This is a genomic window from Mycobacterium talmoniae, from assembly GCF_001854525.1.
GTDB classification, from domain to species: domain Bacteria; phylum Actinomycetota; class Actinomycetes; order Mycobacteriales; family Mycobacteriaceae; genus Mycobacterium; species Mycobacterium talmoniae.
In genome coordinates this window covers 1-21,137 of sequence record NZ_MLQM01000019.1, presented here as the reverse complement: position 1 = coordinate 21,137, position 21,137 = coordinate 1, and the positions used below count along the sequence as shown (strand labels likewise).

17 protein-coding genes, 1 tRNA gene and 2 pseudogenes are annotated in these 21,137 nt (G+C 70.7%); 8 read left to right on the top strand and 12 right to left on the bottom strand.

Translation table 11 applies throughout. The annotated features are described in order from the left end of the window. Positions 1 to 117: 117 nt before the first annotated feature. On the top strand, positions 118 to 2,484 hold the full coding sequence (locus BKN37_RS06145; RefSeq protein WP_071023313.1) for a lysylphosphatidylglycerol synthase transmembrane domain-containing protein: 2,367 nt from the start codon (positions 118 to 120) through the stop codon (positions 2,482 to 2,484). Position 2,485: 1 nt separating this feature from the next. Here BKN37_RS06145 and BKN37_RS06140 read toward each other — a convergent pair whose 3' ends face one another. From BKN37_RS06140 to galT, 3 genes are all read right to left on the bottom strand, one after another. Beyond that, a complete protein-coding gene (locus BKN37_RS06140; RefSeq protein WP_071023310.1) occupies positions 2,486 to 2,806 on the bottom strand; it encodes a hypothetical protein in 321 nt (106 codons plus the stop codon). Between the two features lie 253 nt (positions 2,807 to 3,059). Then, positions 3,060 to 4,133 (bottom strand): galactokinase, encoded by a 1,074-nt coding sequence (locus BKN37_RS06135; protein WP_071023307.1) that lies wholly within the window; start codon positions 4,131 to 4,133, stop codon positions 3,060 to 3,062. Continuing rightward, complete coding sequence (galT, locus tag BKN37_RS06130; RefSeq protein WP_071023303.1) at positions 4,130 to 5,200, bottom strand: galactose-1-phosphate uridylyltransferase; 1,071 nt, start codon at positions 5,198 to 5,200, stop codon at positions 4,130 to 4,132. The genes BKN37_RS06135 and galT overlap by 4 nt, the downstream gene beginning before the upstream one ends. A gap of 104 nt (positions 5,201 to 5,304) precedes the next feature. On the opposite strand from galT, the gene BKN37_RS06125 reads away from it, so the two are divergent. Further along, complete coding sequence (locus BKN37_RS06125) at positions 5,305 to 7,416, top strand: FUSC family protein (RefSeq protein WP_083341607.1); 2,112 nt, start codon at positions 5,305 to 5,307, stop codon at positions 7,414 to 7,416. On the opposite strand, the gene BKN37_RS06120 is transcribed toward BKN37_RS06125, so the two are convergent. The 4 genes from BKN37_RS06120 to BKN37_RS06105 form a co-directional block, all read right to left on the bottom strand. Continuing rightward, the gene (locus tag BKN37_RS06120) at positions 7,403 to 8,185 is read right to left on the bottom strand and encodes a PIG-L deacetylase family protein (RefSeq protein WP_071023300.1); all 783 of its coding nucleotides are present in this window, start codon (positions 8,183 to 8,185) and stop codon (positions 7,403 to 7,405) included. The two genes, BKN37_RS06125 and BKN37_RS06120, sit on opposite strands and share 14 nt — an antisense overlap. A gap of 553 nt (positions 8,186 to 8,738) precedes the next feature. Continuing rightward, entirely contained in the window at positions 8,739 to 9,671 is a 933-nt protein-coding gene (locus BKN37_RS06115; protein ID WP_071023295.1) for an SAM-dependent methyltransferase, read from the bottom strand. Beyond that, positions 9,655 to 10,143 carry a DUF309 domain-containing protein gene (locus tag BKN37_RS06110; protein WP_071023292.1) on the bottom strand — a complete coding sequence of 163 codons (489 nt, stop codon included), beginning with the start codon at positions 10,141 to 10,143 and terminating at the stop codon, positions 9,655 to 9,657. The genes BKN37_RS06115 and BKN37_RS06110 overlap by 17 nt, the downstream gene beginning before the upstream one ends. 14 nt (positions 10,144 to 10,157) lie before the next feature. Continuing rightward, on the bottom strand, positions 10,158 to 10,904 hold the full coding sequence (locus BKN37_RS06105) for a Mut7-C RNAse domain-containing protein (RefSeq protein WP_071023288.1): 747 nt from the start codon (positions 10,902 to 10,904) through the stop codon (positions 10,158 to 10,160). A 53-nt stretch (positions 10,905 to 10,957) separates the two neighbouring features. Here BKN37_RS06105 and BKN37_RS06100 point away from each other — a divergent pair, with 53 nt between their 5' ends. Beyond that, positions 10,958 to 11,389, top strand: a complete 432-nt coding sequence (locus BKN37_RS06100; RefSeq protein ID WP_071023382.1) for a pyridoxamine 5'-phosphate oxidase family protein — start codon at positions 10,958 to 10,960, stop codon at positions 11,387 to 11,389. A gap of 288 nt (positions 11,390 to 11,677) precedes the next feature. Here the strand turns inward: BKN37_RS06100 and BKN37_RS29745 are convergent. After that, positions 11,678 to 12,595 (bottom strand): annotated as a pseudogene (locus tag BKN37_RS29745) (glycosyltransferase 87 family protein); the annotation flags it as partial. 44 nt (positions 12,596 to 12,639) lie between these two features. Beyond that, a tRNA-Tyr gene (locus BKN37_RS06095) sits at positions 12,640 to 12,725 on the bottom strand. An 86-nt stretch (positions 12,726 to 12,811) separates the two neighbouring features. Between BKN37_RS06095 and BKN37_RS06090 the strand changes: the two genes are divergently transcribed. Together BKN37_RS06090 and BKN37_RS06085 are read left to right on the top strand one after the other, a co-directional pair. Then, entirely contained in the window at positions 12,812 to 13,303 is a 492-nt protein-coding gene (locus tag BKN37_RS06090; protein ID WP_071023285.1) for a YajQ family cyclic di-GMP-binding protein, read from the top strand. An 80-nt stretch (positions 13,304 to 13,383) separates the two neighbouring features. Then, a complete protein-coding gene (locus BKN37_RS06085) occupies positions 13,384 to 14,853 on the top strand; it encodes a flavin-containing monooxygenase (RefSeq protein WP_071023281.1) in 1,470 nt (489 codons plus the stop codon). Positions 14,854 to 14,935: 82 nt separating this feature from the next. On the opposite strand, the gene BKN37_RS06080 is transcribed toward BKN37_RS06085, so the two are convergent. Then, a complete protein-coding gene (locus tag BKN37_RS06080; RefSeq protein ID WP_071023278.1) occupies positions 14,936 to 16,291 on the bottom strand; it encodes a hypothetical protein in 1,356 nt (451 codons plus the stop codon). Between the two features lie 124 nt (positions 16,292 to 16,415). Between BKN37_RS06080 and BKN37_RS06075 the strand changes: the two genes are divergently transcribed. From BKN37_RS06075 to BKN37_RS06065, 3 genes and pseudogenes are all read left to right on the top strand, one after another. Next, complete coding sequence (locus tag BKN37_RS06075; RefSeq protein WP_083341605.1) at positions 16,416 to 16,709, top strand: WXG100 family type VII secretion target; 294 nt, start codon at positions 16,416 to 16,418, stop codon at positions 16,707 to 16,709. A gap of 50 nt (positions 16,710 to 16,759) precedes the next feature. Next, the gene (locus tag BKN37_RS06070; protein ID WP_071023376.1) at positions 16,760 to 17,785 is read left to right on the top strand and encodes an NAD(P)H-dependent glycerol-3-phosphate dehydrogenase; all 1,026 of its coding nucleotides are present in this window, start codon (positions 16,760 to 16,762) and stop codon (positions 17,783 to 17,785) included. A 251-nt stretch (positions 17,786 to 18,036) separates the two neighbouring features. After that, positions 18,037 to 19,550: pseudogene (locus BKN37_RS06065) on the top strand (SulP family inorganic anion transporter). On the opposite strand, the gene BKN37_RS06060 reads toward BKN37_RS06065, so the two are convergent. Beyond that, a complete protein-coding gene (locus tag BKN37_RS06060) occupies positions 19,547 to 20,557 on the bottom strand; it encodes an LLM class flavin-dependent oxidoreductase (RefSeq protein WP_071023275.1) in 1,011 nt (336 codons plus the stop codon). The pseudogene BKN37_RS06065 and the gene BKN37_RS06060 sit on opposite strands and share 4 nt — an antisense overlap. A gap of 85 nt (positions 20,558 to 20,642) precedes the next feature. Continuing rightward, a complete protein-coding gene (locus BKN37_RS06055) occupies positions 20,643 to 20,987 on the bottom strand; it encodes a type II toxin-antitoxin system HicB family antitoxin (RefSeq protein ID WP_071023271.1) in 345 nt (114 codons plus the stop codon). Between the last annotated feature and the right edge of the window lie 150 nt (positions 20,988 to 21,137).

Sequence of the window (21,137 nt, the reverse complement as noted above, 5' to 3'; positions counted from 1 at the left end):
TCGCACGCGAAACGCCCGCGCGATGCGATTCTGTGTCTGCTCGCCCGGAGAACAGCTGTCCGGTTAAGTTGTCCGGCAAGCCGCCAACCGCGGCACCAAGCCAAGCCGAGAGTGATCATGCGAGTTGACGGGCGCGATATCCGGGTAACCGGCAGCCTGCTGCAACCCCCGATCCGGCGCACCAACGACATCTTGCGGCTGGCGCTGGCGGCGGTGTTCCTCGCGGTGGTGATCACCAGTTCGCTGGTCACCCGCTACGAGTGGGTGGCGCTGGAACGCTCGGTCTCCCGGATCGTCGGGGTGCTGTCCCCCACCCAGTCCAACCTGGTCTACCTGGCCTACGGCGTGGCCATCCTGGCGTTGCCGTTCATGATCCTGATCGGGCTGCTCGCCGGGCGGCAGTGGAAACTGCTCGGCGCCTACGCGGTGGCCGCGCTGCTGGCGTTTTTGCCGCTGTCGATCACCGGCAAGGGCATCGCCGCGCCGCGCTGGCATTTCGACCTGTCCGAGCGGCTGGCCACCACGCTGGCCCAGTTCCTCGACGACCCGCGCTGGATCGCGATGCTGGCCGCGGTGCTCACCGTGTCCGGGCCGTGGCTGCCGTCGCGGTGGCGGCGCTGGTGGTGGACGCTGCTGCTGGCGTTCGTGCCGATCCATTTGGTGGTGTCGGCGATCGTGCCGGCCCGCTCGCTGCTGGGGTTGACGGTGGGCTGGTTCGTCGGCGCCCTGGTGGTGCTGGTGGTGGGCACCCCGGCGCTGGAGGTGCCGCTGGACGGGGCGGTGCGGGCGCTGGCCGCGCGCGGCTGCGTGGTGTCCGGGCTGACCGTGCTGCGGCCGGCCGGGCGCGGGCCGCTGGTGTTGTCCGGGGCGGCCGACACCCCGGCGCTGATCGAGTTGTACGGGCCGAATCAGCGCAGCGGCGGGGCGCTGCGCCAGCTGTGGCGCAAGCTGCGGCTGCGGGCCACCGAAACCTCGCCGATCCACGCCTCGCTGCACCGGGCCGTCGAGCACCGCGCGCTGATGGCGGTGGCCATCGGGGAGGTGGGCGTGGCCAACACCTCGACGGTGGCGTTGGCCGCCCTGGACCGGGGTTGGACGCTGTATGCGCACAGCCCGCCGCGCGGTCTGCCGATCGCCGAGGGCGTCGACAGCACCCCGGTGGCCGCGGTGTGGGAGTCGCTGCACCGGCTGCACGACCACCGCATCGCCCACGGCGACCTGCGCGCCAAGGAGATCACCGCCGCCGACGACGCCGTGCTGTTCGGCGGGTTCGGCAACGCCGAATACGGCGCCACCGACGCGCAGCTGCAGTCCGATATCGCCCAACTGTTGGTGACGACGTCGGCGCTCTACGACGCGAGGGCGGCGGTGACGGCCGCGATCGACGCGTTCGGCAAGGACACCGTGCTGGCCGCGTCGCGCCGGCTGACCAAAACCGCGGTGCCGGCCCGGGTCCGGGACGCGGTGCCCGACGCCAAAGCCGTCATCGCCGCCGCCCGCGAGGAGGTCAAACGCCAGACCGGCGCCGACCAGATCCAGGCCAAGACGATCACCCGGTTCACCCGCAGCCAGCTGATCCAGTTGGTGCTGCTGGTGGCGCTGGTGTATGTCGCCTACCCGTTTATCAGCGCGGTGCCGACGTTCTTTTCCGAACTGCGGACCGCGAATTGGTGGTGGGCGCTGGTGGGGCTGGCGGTGTCGGCGCTGACCTATGTGGGCGCGGCCGGAGCGTTGTGGGCCTGCGCCAACGGGGCGGTGAGCTTCCGGAACCTGTCGATCATGCAGGTGGCCAACACGTTTGCGGCCACCACCACCCCGGCCGGGGTCGGCGGGTTGGCGCTCTCGACCCGGTTTCTGGTCAAGGGCGGGCTGAGCACGCTGCGGGCCACCGCGGCGGTGGCGTTGCAGCAGTCGGTGCAGGTGATCGTGCACGTCGCGCTGCTGATCATCTTCAGCACCGCCGCCGGCGCGTCGGCCGACCTGTCGCATTTCGTGCCCAGCCCCACCATGCTGTACCTGATCGCCGGGGTGGCGCTGGGGGCGGTCGGCACCTTCCTGCTAGTGCCCAACCTGCGGCGCTGGCTGGCCACCGCGGTGCGGCCCCGGCTGACCGAGGTGTCCAGCGACCTGATCGAGTTGGCCCGCGAGCCGCGGCGGCTGGCGTTGATCGTGCTGGGCGCGGCCGGCACGACTTTGGGTGCGGCGCTGGCGTTGTGGGCCAGCGTGGAGGCGTTCGGCGGCAACACCTCGTTCGTCACCGTCACCGTGGTAACCATGGTCGGCGGCACGCTAGCCTCGGCGGCGCCCACCCCCGGCGGGGTCGGCGCGGTGGAGGCCGCCCTGATCGGTGGGCTGGCCGCCTTCGGCGTGCCCGCGGCGGTGGGGGTGCCGTCGGTGCTGCTGTATCGGGTGCTGACCTGCTGGCTGCCGGTGTTTATCGGGTGGCCGGTGATGCGGTGGTTGACCCGCAGCGAGATGATCTGACCTAGTGCGCGGTGAGGAACGCGGCGAACAGCAGCACGGTGCCGACCACGAACGCGGGGACCACGACGGCGAAGCCCAACGGCCAGCGCTGCCGGGGGAACGCGAACGGCAGCGTCGCCGCGCACACCGCGCCCACGGGCACCGACATCAACGTGCCGAACAGCAAGACGTAGCCGTGCGGATCGCCGGCCGGGTTGGTGTCGAAGCGCGAGCTGAGCACCGCGAACGCCAGCAGCAGCCACAGTAACGCCGCCGCACCGCCCACCACCCCGGTGACGATGCGCACCGCGAGGACGCCCGGGGACTGGCGCGGCGGATACACCCGTTAAGCGTGGCACGGTGTTGCGTGCCGGGCTGCACGAATTTCGGCGCCGGCCGGCTCCATTCACAGTGGCCACAGGAGCCCCTGCGGCGGAGGCATATGGCTGTGCGTCCGCGTCTGAGCGACAATCGGGGTTCCGGGCGCGTGTGGAACGTACCGCCGCGACCGGGCGCTGCTGAGATCGACGTCCATATGGCGCGCAACCCCCCGATTCACGGGTTGACTGGCAATTTTCGCGTCGATTTCAGCAGGGCTAGCCGGCGCCGGCCGCGGCATGGGTGGTGCTGATGCTCGGCTCGACATAGCCGGCGGCGGCGACCGCCTGCCGCACCGCCGCGGCGACCACCGCCGCCCGGTCGTCGGGCACCAGCGCGATCACGCAGCCGCCGAACCCGCCGCCGGTCATCCGGGCCCCCAGCGCGCCGGCGGTCACGGCGGTCGCGGCGATCAGATCGATGTGGTCGGTGGTGATCGCGAAGTCGTCGCGCATCGAGGCATGCGACGCGCTCAGCAGCCGACCGGCGGCCACAAGATCCGAATCGGCCAGCGCCGCCACGAAATCCAGCACTCGCTGATTTTCGGTGAGGATGTGCCGGGCCCGCCGGGCGTCGACCGGGTCTCTGACCCCGCCCAGCACCGCGGCGCCGGCCTGCTGTACGTCGCGCAGCGAGGCCACCCCCAGGTCGGCGGCCGCGCGTTCGCACGACGCCCGCCGCGCCGCGTACTCGCCGCCGACGTGCTGGTGCGCGGCGCGGGAATCGATCAGCAGCAGCACCGCCCCGGTCGGCTGGAACGGAACCGGAGACACGGTGGTGTCGCGAAAGTCGATGAGCAGCGCGGTATCCGGCGCCCCGAACAGCGACGCCAGCTGATCAAGCAACCCGGTGGGTGCCCCCACGTAGTCGTTTTCGGCGCGCTGCGCGATGCGGGCCTGCTCGAGGCGGTCCAGGCGCGTCCCGGTCGCCGCCAGCAACGCGCCCAGCACCGCGCATTCCAGCGCCGCCGACGACGACAGCCCCGACCCGATCGCCACCTCGCTGGTGATCGACAGCGTGCCGCCCGGCACCGGGTGTCCGGCGGCGCGCAGCGCCCAGATCACCCCGGCCACATAGGCCGCCCAGCCGGTCACCGCGCCGGGGGCGGTGTCCAGCGGGAGGCGCACCGTGGCGTCGGCGCGGTCGCTGCGGGCGGTGATCGCGTCGGTGTCGGCGGGGTCGAAGGTGACGGTGGTGCGGGCCGGCAGCGCGATCGGCAACGCGAAACCGCTGTTGTAGTCGGTGTGTTCGCCGATCAGGTTGATCCGACCGGGCGCGGCGTAGCTGATCACAGCTCGCGCAGCCGCGCGGCCACGGCCTCGGGGGTCACGTCGACGATGAAGGCGTCCATCGCCGACTCGGAGGCCGCCAGGTATTTCAACTTGGTGGCGCTGCGCCGAATCGACATCAGCTCGACGTGAAAGTAGCCGTCGGGCTGCGCCGCGGTGTACTGGTGCAGCGCCGCCATGTACGGCAGCGGGGCGTCATACAGCCGGTCGAAGCGGGCCAGCAGCTCCCGGTACATCGCGGTGAACGCGTCCAGCTCCGTGTCGGTCAGCTCGGTCAGGTTGTGCACCATCCGGTTTGGGTACAGGTGCACCTCGACCGGCCAGCGGGCGGCGAACGGCACGAACGCGGTGAACCATTCGTTGCGCAGCACCACCCGGATACCCTCGGTGACCTCGGCGGCCAGCAGGTCGGCAAACAGGTTGTGGCCGTGGCTGGTCCGGTGCGCCCGGGCCTGCTCCAGCATGGCGGCGGTGCGCGGCGTGACATACGGGTAGCCGTAGATCTGGCCGTGCGGATGCGCCAGCGTGACCCCGATCTCCTCGCCGCGGTTCTCGAAGCAGAACACCTGCGCGATGCCGGGTCGGGCCAGCAGGTCGGCGGTGCGGTGCCGCCAGGCGTCCACCACCAGCCGGGCGTGCGCGAGCGGCAGGTCGGCGAACGATCCGGCGTGATCGGCGGAAAAGCAGATCACCTCGCAGCGGCCGGATCCGGGCGCGGCGACGAACCCGTCGCCGTCGGGCGTCGGGACGGCCGCCGCACCGGCCAGGCTGGGGAACCGGTTCTCGAACACCACCACGTCGTAGTCGGCGGCGGGCACCTCGCTGGTCAGCCCGGTCGGCCCCGGGCACAGCGGGCACGCCTCGGCGGGCGGTTTGTAGGTACGGTCTTGGCGCCCGGCGGCGATGATCACCCACTGCCCGGTGGCGCGGTCAAACCGCAGCTGGGTGGGGTCCGCGGGGCGCGGCGGCAGCGGCCGCCGGTCGGCCACCGGTGCCGGGGTGTGGCCGGGCAGCGCGAAAAACAGCAGGTCGCGGCCGTCGGCCAGGGTCCACCGCGTCGGCGCCGTCACGGTCAGGAACCCTAGTGCACCATGAGACGGGGGATGCGAACAGACGAAAGGTGGCGCGGGTGTCCGGTCGCGACGAGGTCGTGGACAACCCCCGCGCCGCTCCGGTGCCGCCCGCGGCCCTGTACGAGCGGGCCCGCAACTGGGCGATCGAATCCGACCCCGGGCTGCTGCGGCTGCAGCTGGCGGCCCGCACCACGATCGCGTTGGGCGTCGCGCTCGGGCTGCTGTACCTGCTGACCCGGGTCACCCACCAGCCGTTGACGGTGGCGCTGCTGGGCGCGGTGATCGCGATGGTGTCGGCGCGCTCGGTCAACGACCCCGATCCGCGGCAACAGAGGATCACCCTGGCGCTGCTGCCGCTGCCGGCTGCCGCCGCGATCACCGCGGCGGCGGTGCTGGCCCCGCACCGCATCGCCGCCGACGCGGTGTTCGTGGTGATCATCTTCGCCGCGGTGTACATCCGCCGGTTCGGCGGCCGCGGGGTGGCGTTGGGGATGGTCGCGTTCATGGCCTACTTCTTCACCCTGTTCTTCCGGGCCGGCACCGCCGAGTTGCCGTGGCTGATCGTGGCCGTCGCGGTCGGCACCCTGTGCAGCTTCGTGATGAGCAGCTACGTGCTGCCCGACCGGCCCGAGCGGGTGTTGCGCCGCACCGTGGCCTCGCTGCGGGCGCGGATGGCCGTCGTCGTCGACACCGCCGCCGACGCGGTGCGCACCGGCCGGTTCGACGAGCGGCGCCGCCACCAGCTGCGGGTACGGGTGGCACGGCTCAACGAGACCGCGCTGATGGTGCACAACCAGATCGAGGACAAGGTCGACCCGGCGTTGGTGTGGCCGGGTGTCGGCGGCGGGGAGCTGGCGCTGCGGCTGTTCGACGCCGAACTGACCGTGGAACGCGTCGCCGCCGCCGCGGCCCGGGCGGCCGCCGTCGACATTCCGGGCCGCGCCGAGCTGGCCGAGGCGCTGGCCCAGCTGGCGTTCGATATGCGCGCGCCGGGATCGGGCGGGTTGCGCCGCGCCGCCGAGCTGGCGCGGTCGGTGCGCGACCTGCCCGACGCCGGTGTCCAGGCCCGCCGGCTGGCGATGGCGATCCTGGACACCGCGGCGGCCGGGTCGGCGATCCGGGCGATGATCGAGCGAGCCGCCGCCGAGGGCGTGGAAGCCGGGGCGCCGCTGGCCGTCGGCGCCGACGCCGAGGAGCAGCCGCGGCGCGGGCTACGGCCGACCACCCGGCAAGCCATCCAGGTCACCATCGCGGCGACGTTGGCGATCGTCGTCGGCGAGCTGGTGTCCCCGGCGCGCTGGTATTGGGCGGTGATCACCGCGTTCGTCACCTTCGCCGGCACCACCTCGTGGGGCGAAACGCTGACCAAGGGCTGGCAGCGGCTGCTGGGCACCGTGCTCGGGGTGCCGTCGGGGGTGCTGGTCGCGACGCTGGTGTCCGGGCACGACGTCGTCGCGCTGGTGCTGATCTTCGTGTGCCTGTTCTGCGCGGTGTACCTGATGAAGGTGGCCTACAGCCTGATGATCTTCTGGATCACCACCATGTTGGCGTTGCTGTACGGGCTGCTCGGCCAATTCAGCGTGGATCTGCTGCTGTTGCGGATCGAGGAGACCGCGATCGGCGCGGTCATCGGGGTGACGGTGGCGCTGCTGGTGCTGCCGACCCGGACCGGCACCTCGATCCGCAACGACGCCCGCGCGTTTTTGACCGCGCTGTCCGAGCTGATCGCCACCTGCGTCGCCGCCCTGGCCGACGACGACGCCACCGCCGGGCTGACCGAACAAGCCCGCGGGCTGGACCGCAAACTCCAGCAGTTCCGGGACACCGCCAAACCGCGCACCGTCGGGGTGGCCGGGCTCGGTGGGCGGCGCAGCATTAAGCGGGGGCTGCGGCTGCTGACCGCCTGCGACCACTACGCGCGTGCCCTGGCCCGCGCCAGCGTTGAAACACCGACGGTGTCAACGGAATTGGCCGACGCCGTCGCCGCCGCGGCCGCCCAGACCCGACGCAATATCGGCGCGCTGGTGGCCACCCTGGATCAGCGGGAGGCGCCCGACGTCATGCCCGCCACCGACCTGCTCGACGCCGTCGACACCCTGGTCGGCCCGGACAGCCGCCGGCTGCTGGGTGCCTCGCACGCGCTGCGCCAGATCGACCGGGCCGTCGTCGACGCCGCCGTGGACCTGGGCGCCGGGCAGATCACGCTGTGGTGACCGCGAAGATGTCGCGGTGCACGGTGCCGGGGCGCGCGGTGGGGTCGACGAACCATTCGCGGGCGAACACCACCCCGAACACCTGCGGCGGCAACCGCAGCAGCAGCCCGAACAGCCGCGCGGCCGGCCCGGTGATCTGGGAGCGGTGCGCGGCGAACGCGTCGCGCTTTTGCCGGGCGAACCGGAACACGTTGATCCGGTGGGTGATGGTCGCCCGCGGCGCGTAGGCGGCGCGGGCGACGTCACGTTCGTAGGGGGCGGGCAGCCGCAGCAGGCGCGCGAGATCGGCGATGCGGCACAGCAATTCGCGCGGCATGGTCGCCTCCAGCAGGCGGGGGGTGGCGGCGATCTCGGCGGCCCGCTTGCCGACGTGGTGCACCTGGACGTGGTCGCGGTGACCGTAGCCGCCGTTGGGTTGGTAGCTGAGCAGCAGGTCGGCGTCCTCGTCGCGCAGGATCGCGGCCAGCCGCTGCGCGGCCTCCTCGCGGTCGGCGCGCCCGAACCGGACCCGCTTCGGCGGGTCGGGATAGAAGTCGGGGCCGTAGCCGCTGTCGGCGTAGCCGAGGCATTCCACCCGGTGCGCGCCGAGAATGCGGGCGCTGGACCGCAATTCATCCAGCCGGTGCGGGGCGTCGCCGTCGTCCATGTGGCCGTCGGTGGCGGTGACGATCACCACCCGATGCCCGGCGGCAGCCGCGCGGGCCAGTGTGCCGCCGGTGAGGATCGCCTCGTCGTCGGGGTGGGCGTGGAATGCGACGACAGTAGCCATGCCATGCAGTATGCCGGTCGGATGGGGGTGTGGGTGGTTCGCCGCCGCGCCGAGGCTGCGGTGGCGGCGTCGAGGCTGCGGTGGCGGCGCCGAGACGGAACTCAGAGCATCGAGGCTGAACTGACGGCGCCCAGCCTGAACTCAGAGCCTGATTTTGGCTGCGATGACGCCCTCACGTCAGTCTCGACGCCACCAGTTCAGGCTCGACGCCCTCACCGCAGGTTCGACGCCCTCACCGCAGTCTCGGCGCCGTCACCGCAGTTTCGAGGCTGGGGCTCGGCCCCGAGAACCCGCCCGGCGACCTTTTGTCGCTGATAGCCGGGCAGTCTCCCCCCAGCGACAATCCGTGACGACTGCGACACCAGAGACACATGTGCCGCAAGCGACATGCAATCGCTCGGTTGCCGGCCTGAACACCCGAGTTGTCGCTCAGACGCGGACGCAACACCACATGCCCCTCTCGCCGGGACAGGTGTGGCAGAAGGGACACCGGGCTCACAGCTCACCCCGGCACCGGCCGCTCCCGATCGCGCGGCGCGCCGGCGAATCCGCCCTACACCCGCTGCGCGGAGACGAACAGGCTGCCCGGCGCCGGGTCTTCCAGGTCGGCGGGCGGGCGGCGACCGTAGCGGGCCATCATCTCGGCGGACGGCTCCACCGACACCTGCCAGCCGCGCCCCGCCAGCCAGTCGCCGACATCGGTGCGCTCCTCGAAGTACCACAGCTCCTCGAAGTCGGGCAGCTCGGTCGCCTCGCTGGACAGCGCCCGGAAGCGTTGCATCAGCGCGCGCTGCCGGGCCCGGATGTCGGGATCCAAGAAGTCCGGCCCGGTGGCCTCGACGGCGATGCGGCTGCCCGCGGCGGTCAACGCCTGCACCCGCTCGAACAGCAGGTCCTGCGCCGCGGCCGGCAGAAACGGCAACAGCCCCTCGGCCAGCCACGCGCTGGGCGCCGACGCGTCGAAGCCGGCCCGCTGCAGCGCCGCCGGCCAGTCCTGGCGCAGGTCCACCGGGACATGCACCAGCCCCGCCTTGGGCTGCGCGCCGTGCGCCCGCAGCGTCGACGCCTTGAACTCCAGCACCTTGGGTTGGTCGAGCTCGTACACCGTCGTGCCGACCGGCCAGTCCAGCCGCCACGCCCGCGCGTCCAGCCCGGCGGCCAGGATCACCACCTGCCGCACCCCGGCACCGCCCGCTGCGGCAAAGAAGTCGTCGAAAAACGCGGTCCGGCAGGCCATGTAGTCGCCCATCGCCCGCATCCGCGCCGGCAGGTCGGGTTCGGCCTCGGCCAGCTCGGCGGGCAGCGCGGTCGGCGCGAACATATTCCAGATGCCCTCCCCGGCGGCGTCCAGGAACACCCGCGCATAGGGGTCGGAGATCAGCGGGTTGGCGCTTTCGGTCTCGGCGGCGCGGGCCGCCGCCACCCCCAGCGCCGTCGCGCCCACGCTTTCGGTGATGTCCCAGCTGTCGTCATCGGTTCGGGCCACGATTCGACGGTACCCGCAGCCGGGGCCGCAGCCGCTGCGGCGGAATCGACGCCCCCGCCGCCAGGTCGTCGATCAGCGCGGCCGCGAAGCCGACCAACCCGGCCACATCGATGCCGTGCCGGGCCGGGCCGGACAGCCGGGCCGTCGCACTGGACAGCAACGCCGTCGCGCCCGTCACATTGCCGCGCTGGATGTGGGTGATGCCGACCGCCAGCTGGGCCAGGCCCTGCCACAAGTCGCGCTCGGAAGAAGGCCCGTTCTTCCACGCCGCCTCCAGCACCTCGTGCGCGTTGAACGCCAACCCCCGGTCCAGCAGGTCCTGGGCGTAGGCCAGGGTTTCGGCCGGCGGCAGCCGCAGGTCGTCGGGGATGCGGGGCACCCCGGCGCTGCCCCGCGGCAGCGGTCGACCCAGCGCGTCCCGCGGGCGCGCGCTGCGCGGGCGGCCCGATTCGTCGCGATCACGCTCGGCCATCCGCCCATCATGGCTCACAGCCGGTCGCGGAATCCCTCGACCAGCGCCAGCAGCCGGGCGTGGTGCGAGCCGGGCCAGTAGATCCGTCCGCAGTCCGCGCAGCGGCTGAATTGGTGGTAGTAGCGCCGGGTCAGCGGCTCCAAGACGTCGGCGACCTCGGCCTTGGCCACCGCGGCCAACACGCCGTTGCAGCACACGCACCGGGTCAACGGCGCCAGCCGCTGGGCCAGGTCCAGCCGCCGCAGGATCTCCAGGGTCTGCTCATCGGGCTGGTCGGCGCGCACGAACAGGCCGTGGGTGATCGCGCGCCGCTTCAGCAGGCCCCGGTCTCGGGTCAGCAGGATCCGCTGCTGAGAAAGGCTGATCTCGGCGAGGGCGGCGTCGTCGGCGTCGTGCGACCACCACACGTCGAACCCGAGCATCCGCAGCAGCCGCGCCAGCCGACCGAGGTTGACGTCGACGACGAACCGCGGGTCGCGCAGCGGCACCGGCCGCAGCCGGGCGATCGCCGCGATGTCGAGCGCCTCGAACATCGGGTAGGCGGCGATGCGGTCGCCGACGGCGGGCCGGTGACCGAACCCGCGCGGCACGCCGTTGACCACGATGAGGTCGATCTCGGTGTGCGGGATGCCCATCGCCTCCAGCACATCCTTGACGGTCTGGTGGTCGCGGAACGGGCGGCGCACCGTCACCCCGCGGGCGTCGGCGCCCAGGAAGTCGTTGAGCTCGGCGTATGCCCGGACCTCCACGTAGCCGGCCATCCCCCATGGTGGCACGGGGAATAGCTCAAGGCGCGGCGATGTTCGAGACGAACATGCCCAAAGCCTTCACCGAAACCGAACGTCAGCAATTTCTCGCCGACAAGCACGTCGCGGTGCTGTCGGTGGCCGCCGAGAACGGCCGGCCGCCGGCCAGCGTCCCGATCTGGTACGACTACACCCCCGGCGGCGACATCCGGATCAACACCGGCGCCGGGAACCGCAAGGCCAAGCTCATCGAGCGGGCCGGCGCGGTGACCCTGGTTGTGCAGCGCGAGGAACTGCCGTACCAGTACGTGATCGTGGAGGGCACCGTCGTCGACGCGGCCTCACCGGCGCCGGCCGAGCTCCGCGAGGCCGTCGCCGTCCGCTACCTCGGCGAGCAGGGTGGGCGCGAGTTCGCCCGGCAGATGGACGGCGCCGCCAGCGTGCTGTTCACCATCCGGCCCGACCGCTGGTTCACCGCCGATTTCTCCGACGACCTGTGAGCGCCGGGCCGTCACCGCGATGACGGCGGCGCCCACCAGGATGACCGCATAGACCACCAGGTACAGGTTGGCCACCACCAGCTTGGGTAGCCAGGTCGGCGGGAACAGGTACAACCCCAGCCGCGGGGTGCGGTCATAGGGGTAGGTGTGCGGCCAGGTGCCCATCACCACGAACACCGCGGCGACCCCCAGCCACCACCACCGGGCGTGCAATGCCCGGTGCACCAGGTAGACCATCAGCGGCACGAACCACACCCAGTGGTGCATCCACGAAAACGGCGACACCGCAGTGGATCCCAGGCCGACGACGGTCACCGCCAGCAGCCGCTCCCCGCCCCGGTACAGCGCCACCGCGATGCCGAGTGCGACGACGGTGACGGCCAGCGCCGCCACCGGCCACCACCACGCCGGCGGGGTGCCGCCGGCCAGCCGGGCCAGCGCGCCGCGCAGCGACTGGTTGGACAGGTGGGTGGTGCGCGCGATCCGGGTCGAGTCGAAAAACGTCCCGGTCCAGAACTTCCACGAATCCCGCGGCAGCACCGCGAAACCCAGCCCGATCGTCGCGGCGACGGTCGCGACCGCGGTCGCCGCGGCCCGCCACCGGCGCAGCGCCAGGTAGTACAGCAAAAAGTAGCCCGGGGTCAGCTTGATGCCGGCCGCCAGCCCCACCCCGACACCGGCCAGCCGGCTGGTGTGCGGCTGCCCGGTGTCCCACAGCACCAGCAACAGCAGCACCAGGTTGATCTGGCCCCAAAACAGGGTGCTGCGCACCGGGTCGAGGAACAGGCAGATCAGCGCCAGCAGCATCGAGACCCCGACCACGCCCCGGCTGATCCGGTAGCCCAGCAGCTGCCAGCACCGCAGCACCGCGGCGACCAGCAGCGCGACGTTGATGCCCATCCAGACGTATTTCTCCGAGCCGTGCGGCAGCAGTTGCATCGGCAGGAAGGTCAGCGCCGCGAACGGGGTGTAGATGTAGTACAGGTGCCCGACCAGCGGCCCGTCGTACAGCGATCCGCCGGCCCGAAACACCTGCTCGGCGCCGACCCGGTACACCTCGAGGTCGATGCCGCCGGCGAACAGCCCGACCCATTTTTTCCACAGCGGGACCGTGGTCACCAGCAGCGTCACCGACGCCGCGGCCCAGGCGGCCAGCACCAGCAGCGCCGGTCGTCGCACCACCAGCGTGCGGTTCGCGCCGCCCATCGTGTGCCCCCCGCTAGGTCGACAGACAGTACTTCGGTGGCGCTTGGTGGCAGGTGCAGGATTCGAACCTGCGTAGGCGTAAGCCGACGGATTTACAGTCCGCTCCCATTGGCCGCTCGGGCAACCTGCCGTATCGCGTTTAGCAGACTACAACGAAGATGTACCCACGATACAAATGGCCACGGCCTTCCGCAGAGCACTGAGAGGGGACCAATAATGGCGGATTCATCGTTCGACGTCGTCAGCAAGGTCGACCGCCAGGAGGTGGACAACGCCTTGAACCAGGCCGCCAAGGAGTTGGCCACCCGGTTCGACTTCCGCGGCACCGACACCTCGATCGCCTGGAAGGGCGAGGAGAACATCGAGCTGACCAGCTCGACCGAGGAGCGGGTCAAGGCCGCGATCGACGTGTTCAAGGAGAAGCTGGTCCGCCGCGACATCTCGATGAAGGCGTTCGACGCCGGCGAGCCGCAGGCCTCCGGCAAGACCTACAAGGTCACCGGCAGCCTCAAGCAGGGCATCGACGCCGAGAACGCCAAGAAGATCACCAAGCTGATCCGCGACGAGGGCCCCAAGGGCGTCAAGACCCAGATCCAGGGCGACGAGGTGCGGGTCAGCTCCAAAAAGCGCGACGACCTGCAGGCCGTGATCGCGTTGCTCAAGGGCGCCGACCTGCCGGTGGCGCTGCAGTTCGTCAACTACCGGTAAGCCGTCCCTGGCCCAATCAACCGGTGGGTGCCTACCCTAGGGTGATAGGCGCCACAGTTGCCGGGAAGCGAGGCTGGGTCATGACGGTGCACGCAGACGTCGACGTCGTCATCATCGGGGCCGGTATCTCCGGTCTCGGCGCGGCCTACCGCATCACCCAACGCAACCCGGACACCCGCTACGTGGTGCTGGAGCGACGCGCCCACATCGGCGGCACCTGGGACCTGTTCCGCTACCCGGGGGTGCGCTCGGATTCGTCCATCTTCACGCTGTGCTTCCCCTACGAGCCGTGGACCCGCAAGGAAGGCGTGGCCGACGGGGCGCACATCCGCGAATACCTGACCGCGACCGCGCACAAATACGGCATCGACCGCCACATCCGGTTCAACAGCTATGTGCGCGCGGCCGATTGGGATTCGACCACCGACACCTGGACGGTCACCGTCGAGCAGGACGGTGCGACGCAGCACTACCGGTCCCGGTTCGTGTTCTTCGGGTCCGGCTACTACAACTACGACGCCGGCTACACCCCGGAGTTCCCCGGCATCGAGCAGTTCGGCGGCACCGTCGTGCATCCGCAGCACTGGCCCGAGCAGCTGGACTACACCGGCAAGAAGATGGTGGTGATCGGGTCCGGAGCCACCGCGGTGTCGCTGATCCCGTCGCTGACCGAGAAGGCCGCCCACGTCACCATGCTGCAGCGCACCCCGACGTATCTGATCTCGGCGTCGAAGTTCAGCCCGTTCGCCGACGCGCTGCGGACGGTGTTGCCGCGCAACTGGGCTCACCCGATCATCCGGATCCGCAACGCGCTGTTCGAGGGCATGATCTGGTTCTTGGCGCGCAAAACCCCGCCGCTGATGAAGTGGCTGCTGCGCCGGCAGGCCGTCAACAACCTGCCGCCCGGCTACGCGGTGGACACCCACTTCAAGCCGCCGTATGACCCGTGGGATCAGCGGCTGTGCCTGATCCCCGACGCCGACCTGTACACCGCGATCAGCGACGGCCGCGCCGCGGTGGTCACCGACCACATCGACCACTTCGACGCCACCGGCATCGCGCTGCGCTCCGGGGCGCACCTGGACGCCGACGTGATCGTCACCGCCACCGGCCTGCAGCTGCAGGCGCTGGGCGGGGTGCGAATCAGCTTGGACGGCACCGAGATCAAGCCGCAGGAGCGGTTCGTCTACAAGGCGCACATGCTCGAAGACGTGCCCAACCTGTTCTGGTGCGTGGGCTACACCAACGCCTCGTGGACGCTGCGCGCCGACATGACCGCCCGGGCCACCGCAAAACTGTTGGCCTACATGCGGACCCGCGGCTACACGCACGCCTACCCGCATCTGGGTGGCGAGCCGATGCCGGAGAAGCCGGCCTGGGACATCCAGGCCGGCTACGTGCAGCGCGCGTTGCATGCGCTGCCGAAGTCGGGCACCCGGCGGCCGTGGAATGTGCGGCAGAACTACTTCGCCGACGCGATCGACTACCGGTTCGACCGCATCGAGGAGGCGATGGTGTTCGGCCGGGCCGCCGACCGGGTCGCCGTCTAGCGCGGGCAGCCTCTAGCGCGAGCAGACGCAAAAGTACCCATTTTGGCGCCCGGGAGGGGGCTTTTGTGTCTGCTCGGCGGACCTACTTGACCATCACCACGGCCGGGGGATGCGCGGGCGGGCCCAGCGGGGTGGGTAGCGGATACATGGTGCCGGTCGCGACGCCGACGAAGTCGCTGAGCAGCCGGTCGTCGCCGACGCTGCGGGTGAACGGCAAGCCGAGCATCGGGCCCCATTGGCCGGTGTTGGCGGGCCACATCTGGCCCAGCGTCGCGGTGGTCGGCACCCCGCCGGGGGCCGCCCGGTCGTTGTAGACCTCCAGCGCCGGGAACGCGCTGACCACGCCACCGAGGCGCGGGGTCGCGGCGCCGGGTTGCACGACCAGTTCCCCCTGCACGCACAGCGTGTTCTTGGCCAGCGTCTCCCCGCCGGGTGAGAACGGGTCGGCCGCCTGATACCGCAGGTACACCGAGCCGTCGCGGCGCTGCGCGACCTTCACCGTCGGGGTGCCGGCCCGGACCTGCCCGGTGGTCAGGTTGACCGACGGGTTCTGCCGCACCACCACCAGCCCGTTTTCGTAGTCGACGTCCACCGACACCCGGGCGCGTTCCGGGCCGGCCGCCGGGTCGAAGCCGCGGTTGTCGCCGGCGTTGTCGTCGAACGGCGGCCAGTGCGACAACGTCGGGTCCTTGACGCTGGCCGACGGGATGAACAGGTTCGCCCGGACCACGCCTTGGCCGGGCACCGGCTGAATGCGGCCCACCACGATGTGCGGTTCGGCGCCGGCGTTCTTGTCCTCATAGCTGTGCGGATCCAGCGCGGCCGCGGTCTCCCAGTCCGCGGCCGACACCGGCGGGCGGCCGAAAACCTCGGTGAACGCGTCGATTTGGTGTTGCAGCCGGGTTTCGGCGTGCTCCGGCGCGCCGGGGATGCTCGGGATGACGGCGTCCCCGTCGGCCATGTTGATCGCGGTGGCCAGCGTGTCGTCGAGGGCGTCGGCGTCGGCCAGCAGCGCGTCGAGGCGGTGCTGCAGGTCCAGCGCGGTGATCAGCGCGTCGACCGGGTTGGTGACGTGGTCGCTGAATTCCACCCGGCTGGTCGACGGGTTCACCACCAGCGCATGCTGGTCGGCTTCGGCGATCAGCGCCCGCAGCCGGGCCTGCAGCGCCTCGATGCCGTCGGCGGCGGTTTTCGCGGCGTGCGCGACGGCCATCGCCTCCTGGCCGTGCGCGTCGAGGTCTTGGCGGGTTTGGCTGATCGACGTCTTGGCGGCGACCGCGGTGTCCCCGCCCCAGTCGTCGAACACGTCGAGGGCGGCCAGCCCGTCGGCCACATCGAAGGCGGCCCGCCCGCGGTCGGTGGCCGCGTGGAACACCGCGCGCACCGATTCGGCGCTCCAGCGCTGCAACTCGGCGACCGATATCCCGTTCCCACTCATGGCGACCCCTGGGCCGGAGTGTGGCAGCGCGGCCGGCCGCCGTCACTTCACCTCGGGCCGGCGGCTGTGCAGCACCGCGCCGGGCTGAAGTGACAGCCCGGCGCGGTCTTGCTATGCAGAAACGGTGTTGCGGGTTTCGGTGGAGCGCCTGGTGACGGCGGCGGTGCAGGTCGGCGGGCACGGCGAGGACCTGGCGACGCGGCACCTGGCCGCCGACAACCGCATCGCGTCGGCGGCGCCCGGGTGGGCCGGGCGCTCGGCCGCCGCGCTGAGCCGCCGGGCGTCGCGCTGGGCGGCGGCGTCGACGACGATGGTGGGCCGGGTCGGCGAGCACGCCACCGACCTGCACACCGGTGCGCTGCGGTTTGCGGCGATGGAGACGACGAACGCGCGGCTGCTGGCGCCGCCGGACGGCTGAGTTCGCCAACTCGCCGTGAGAGGGCCGGGGTCGGCCATAGGGTGATCGCCATGGCACCGAGACAGCGGGAACCGAACGTCGTCGTCCTCGGCGGGGGCTCCTGGGGCACCACCGTCGCGTCGATCTGTGCGCGGCGCGGGCCGACGCTGCAGTGGGTGCGCTCCGCGGAAACCGCCGCCGACATCAACGACAACCACCGCAACAGCCGCTATCTGGGTGACGCGGTGGAGCTGTCCGACACGCTGCGGGCCACCACCGACTTCGCCGAGGCCGCGGCCTGCGCCGACGTCATCGTGATGGGGGTGCCCTCGCACGGCTTCCGCGGGGTGCTCACCGAGCTGGCCGCCGAGCTGCGGGCCTGGGTGCCGGTGGTGTCGCTGGTCAAGGGCCTCGAACAGGGCACCAATATGCGGATGAGCCAGATCGTCGAGGAGGTGCTGCCCGGGCATCCGGCCGGCATCCTGGCCGGCCCCAACATCGCCCGCGAGGTCGGCGAGGGCTACGCCGCCGCCGCGGTGCTGGCGATGCCCGACCAGCACATGGCCGCCAACCTGGCGAACCTGTTCCGCACCAAGCGGTTTCGCACCTACACCACCGATGATGTGGTGGGTGTGGAGATGGCCGGCGCGCTGAAGAACGTGTATGCGATCGCCGTCGGCATGGGCTATTCGCTGGGCATCGGGGAGAACACCCGCGCCATGGTGATGGCCCGCGCGGTGCGCGAGATGGCCAAGCTCGGCGAGGCGATGGGCGGCCAGCGCGACACCTTCGCCGGGCTGGCCGGCATGGGCGATCTGATCGTCACCTGCACCAGCCAGCGCAGCCGCAACCGGCACGTCGGCGAGCAGCTGGGCACCGGCAAGACCATCGACGAGATCATCGCGTCGATGAACCAGGTGGCCGAGGGGGTCAAGGCCGCCAGCGTGGTGATGGAGTTCGCCAACAAGTACGGGCTGAACATGCCGATCGCCCGCGAGGTCGACGCGGTGATCAACCACGGCGCCACCGTCGAGGACGCCTACCGCGGCTTGATCGCCGAAACCCCCGGCCACGAGGTGCACGGCGCCGGGTTCTGATCGGTGTGATCTGAACCGCAAAGATTTGGGTTCTCTATGTGTCACCGCTTGCCGGTTGCCGCACCGTTTGCCCGATAAATAGCCTGGCCCATAGCTATTGGGCGTCGAGCAGCGCACCACCGTGCTCACAGCATCAGTAAAGCCCTGTGTACGAAGTGTTTACGTCGGCGCAACGTCGTAAACCGCAGCGGTAACCGCACGTCGTTACGCTCCGTGTCCAAAGCGAACGTCACCGAACAAGGGAGCGACCGATTCAGCACACCGAGCCATTGGCCAGCCACCCCGTTGACCAAGACCCGGCGCCGTCGCGAACCGAGCGGCTGCGCTCGCTGTGCCGCTACGACCTGCCCGCCTCGGTGGTGGTGTTCTTGGTGGCGCTTCCGCTGTCACTGGGCATCGCGATCGCCTCCGATGCGCCGGTGCTGGCCGGGTTGATCGCCGCCGTGGTCGGCGGCATCCTCGGCGGGCTGATCGGCGGGTCGCCGCTGCAGGTCAGCGGGCCGGCCGCCGGGATGACCGTGATCGTCGCCGACCTGGTCGCCCAGTTCGGTTGGGCGGTGACGTGTTTGATCACGGTGGCGGCGGGGGTGCTGCAGGTGCTGCTGGGGTTGAGCCGGGTGGCGCGGGCCGCGCTGGCGATCTCCCCGGTCGTCGTGCACGCCATGCTGGCCGGGATCGGGATCACCATCGCGCTGCAGCAGGCGCACGTGCTGCTGGGCGGGGAGTCCAAGAGCTCGGCCTGGCATAACGTCATTGGCCTGCCGGATCAGATCGTCGGCGCGCACGGCGGCGGCCTGGTGCTGGGGGTGCTGGTGATCGTCACGCTGATCGCCTGGCGGCGGGTCCCGGCGCCGCTGTCCTACGTGCCCGGGCCGCTGGTCGCCATCGTCGGGGTGACGGCGCTCTCGCTGGTGTTCCCGTTCGACGTGGCCCGGATCACGTTCGACGGGTCGCTGCTGGACGCGCTGGCGCTGCCGGCGCTGCCCGACGGCAACTGGGGCGCGGTGGCCACCGGGGTGCTCACCGTGGCGCTGATCGCCAGCGTGCAAAGCCTGCTGACCGCGGCCGCGTGGACCGGATGCACACCGGGCCACGCACCGACTTCAACCGGGAGCTGATCGGGCAGGGCACCGCCAACATCGCGTCCGGGATGCTGGGCGGGCTGCCGATCGCCGGGGTGATCGTGCGCAGCTCGGCCAACATCAAGGCCGGCGCCAAAACCAGCGCCTCGGCCGTCCTGCACGGGGTATGGATCCTGCTGTTCACCCTGCCGTTCGCGGCGCTGGTCCAAAAGATCCCCACCGCGGCGCTGGCCGGTCTGCTCATCGTCATCGGGATCGAGCTGGTGAACCTGGCGCACATCGAAACCGCCCGGCGCAACGGTGATTTCATGGTGTACCTGGTGACCGTGTCGTGCGTGGTGTTCGTCAACCTGCTGCACGGGGTCCTGGTCGGGCTGCTGCTGGCCATCGCGGTGACCGGGTGGCGGGTGATCCGGGCCAAGATCACCGCCGAGCACATCGGTGACCAGTGGCATGTGACGGTGGCCGGGGCCTGCACCTTCCTGGCGCTGCCCAAGCTGACTCGGGTGCTGGCCGAGATCCCGGCCCGCAGCGCCGTCACCGTCGACATCGCGACCAACTATCTCGATCACGCCGCGCAGCAGGCGATCGACGACTGGCAGCGCCAGCATCGCGGCGCCGGCGGGACGGTCAGTATCCGCCACCGCGATTCACGCCCTGCTTCCCCTGCTGAGCCCGCTTAACGGGCGCAGGCGTCCAGCAGCGCGTCATAGTTGTCCCGGACCCGTTGGGGGGCAATGCCGATCGACGGCGGGTAGACCATGATGTGGTCCAGCACCCCCTCGTAGCGGCGCAGCCCGTCGCGGACCTGCTCGGCGGTGCCGGCCACCCCCATGGTGTCGATCATCTCCTCGGAGACCGCGTCGAACATGGCCGGCAGGTCGCGCCTTCCGAAGGCCTCGCGGATGGCTTGCCCCTCCTTGGTGAAGCCGTTGACGTCGAGCACCGTGTCGTAGGTCTTGACCGAGGCATAGAAAGCGATCTGTTGGGCCAGTTCGCGGCGGGCGATGAGCGGGTCGTCGTGGATGGAACACATGACCATGGAGATGATCTCGACGTCGTCCGGGTTGCGGCCGGCGTGCGCGGCGCCCTTGGCGACGGCGGGTTTGACGATTTCCTCGACGTATTTGGTGGTGAACAGCGGATGGCCGGCCAGCCCGTCGGCGACCCGGCCGGCCGCCTCGCACATCCGGGGTCGCACCCCGGCGGTGACGATCGGGATGTCGCGTTTGGGCGGCGGCACCTGTTCGGTGGGGATCAGGTTCATCTTGTAGAAGCGGCCCTCGTGGCGGATCGGGCCCTCGTGCAGGTTCCAGATGCGCCGCACCAGCGGCACCAGTTCTTCCATCCGCAGCGCCGGCGCGGAGGTGTCTTGCACGCCGTGCCAGTCGCTCATCATCCGTTTGGTGCCGTTGCCGATGCCGAGCACCAGCCGGCCGTTCGACAGCTCGTCGAGATCACGGGCCTCGGTGGCCAGCACCAGCGGGCTGCGCCCGATGCCGTACAGGATGGACGACCCGATCCGGCAGGTTTGGGTGGCGGTGGCCATGGCGGCCATCGAGACGGTGGCCGAGCGGGAATAGAACTCCGAGGCCCACACGGCGTCGAGCCCCTTCTCGTCGGCCTTTTTGGCGTCCTCGGCGAGGGTTTTGAGGTCCGAGCTGAGGATCGCGACACCGTAGGTGCTCATAGGCTATGAGGCTAGTCACTCTGGCCCCACCCGTACCGAATTCCGGACCATGTAGGTGCGCGCGAAACGGATAGCGCCGGCGATATCACCAGTCCAGCAGGCTTGGCGGCGGGCGCTCCGCCAGCTTCAACGCCACCCAGTAATTCATCGACACATTTTGATCGGCGGCCTCGACGGCAAGCCGCGCATGCAACATGGGCGACGTCCGGACCAGGAACTTGCCGCTGAAGGGCCGGTCGGTGATGGGCGTTGGCAGCTTCTCGCCGGCCGCCTCCCGTTCGGCGATGTCTTCGTCGACGAGTTGCTCGATCCCGGCCATCGCCTCCTGCATCGTCCACGCCCAAAACGTCAGCCGCGGCAATTCCAGGCACAGGCCCACGTATTGGTTGCGTTCGCGGGACCATTCCGCGCGGTAGGTGAAGTGGTTCATGCCGGGTAGTAGCGCATGCGCTATCCGTTTCGACAAGCCACATATCCCCAGGATCTGGGGCTGGTGGGGCAGAAATGCTCCGTGGGCCCTGCGCGGCGGGTGGGGCCTGGGTGCCGTGCCGGGGCGGGCGCGACGGGACCGCGCGACGGG

What these genes read in the sequence shown, in the direction of transcription:
- BKN37_RS06145 (WP_071023313.1), top strand. Translation starts at nt 118, where the DNA reads ATGCGAGTTGACGGGCGCGATATCCGGGTAACCGGCAGCCTGCTGCAA.
- BKN37_RS06120 (WP_071023300.1), bottom strand. Translation starts at nt 8,185, where the DNA reads ATGGCTACTGTCGTCGCATTCCACGCCCACCCCGACGACGAGGCGATC.
- BKN37_RS06110 (WP_071023292.1), bottom strand. Translation starts at nt 10,143, where the DNA reads ATGGCCGAGCGTGATCGCGACGAATCGGGCCGCCCGCGCAGCGCGCGC.
- BKN37_RS06105 (WP_071023288.1), bottom strand. Translation starts at nt 10,904, where the DNA reads ATGGCCGGCTACGTGGAGGTCCGGGCATACGCCGAGCTCAACGACTTC.
- BKN37_RS06100 (WP_071023382.1), top strand. Translation starts at nt 10,958, where the DNA reads ATGCCCAAAGCCTTCACCGAAACCGAACGTCAGCAATTTCTCGCCGAC.
- BKN37_RS06090 (WP_071023285.1), top strand. Translation starts at nt 12,812, where the DNA reads ATGGCGGATTCATCGTTCGACGTCGTCAGCAAGGTCGACCGCCAGGAG.
- BKN37_RS06085 (WP_071023281.1), top strand. Translation starts at nt 13,384, where the DNA reads ATGACGGTGCACGCAGACGTCGACGTCGTCATCATCGGGGCCGGTATC.
- BKN37_RS06080 (WP_071023278.1), bottom strand. Translation starts at nt 16,291, where the DNA reads ATGAGTGGGAACGGGATATCGGTCGCCGAGTTGCAGCGCTGGAGCGCC.
- BKN37_RS06070 (WP_071023376.1), top strand. Translation starts at nt 16,760, where the DNA reads ATGGCACCGAGACAGCGGGAACCGAACGTCGTCGTCCTCGGCGGGGGC.
- BKN37_RS06060 (WP_071023275.1), bottom strand. Translation starts at nt 20,557, where the DNA reads ATGAGCACCTACGGTGTCGCGATCCTCAGCTCGGACCTCAAAACCCTC.
- BKN37_RS06055 (WP_071023271.1), bottom strand. Translation starts at nt 20,987, where the DNA reads ATGAACCACTTCACCTACCGCGCGGAATGGTCCCGCGAACGCAACCAA.